Here is a 475-nt window from a genome sequence, read left to right on the forward strand (position 1 = left end):
AAAAGTTAATAAAAGCGCATGAAAACAATTGTAATTACCTGGCATTTCTATCCAGCTATCTTTCTCAATTAAAAAAAATAAAATCGATCACTTTTTTTATTGGCACTTTTTTGTGGCAGCACTAACCTTTTTGTATGAGAGCAGAATATGCAGAAGCACCACCAAGGTGACCACACTGAGGCACAAAGAGATGATTTGAGACAACACACTCTTCGCCCTTTGAAAGGCAAACAATAGCTGCTTGATATTCATATTCATGTTGAGGGGGAATCAGCATGGAAGTGAGACGTACCGCTCATTGGCTGGGAAGCTCAGTCCGCCTGCTTGAGAAAACCGAAAAAGATCTTATTCTCAATACGTTTACTCTGATTGAACATGACACCGACGTCTCTATTCTCAGTGAACCGAGTACCCAGTTTGCCTTTTTTTTCATCCATTCAGAAGAGCTTAGTACCCGCTACTTCTGACGGCGCTA

Annotated in this window: 1 protein-coding gene; it reads left to right on the top strand. The window is 40.8% G+C overall.

Annotated features, from left to right (window positions below; all coding sequences use genetic code 11):
• The first annotated feature begins 275 nt into the window (after positions 1–275).
• Complete coding sequence (locus tag CIK04_RS28400) at positions 276–467, top strand: hypothetical protein (protein WP_325205953.1); 192 nt, start codon at positions 276–278, stop codon at positions 465–467.
• Positions 468–475: the final 8 nt, after the last annotated feature.

The organism is Vibrio sp. 03_296 (assembly GCF_002265885.1).

Coding starts and splice junctions, on each gene's coding strand:
- CIK04_RS28400 (WP_325205953.1), top strand. CDS start 276: ATGGAAGTGAGACGTACCGCTCATTGGCTGGGAAGCTCAGTCCGCCTG.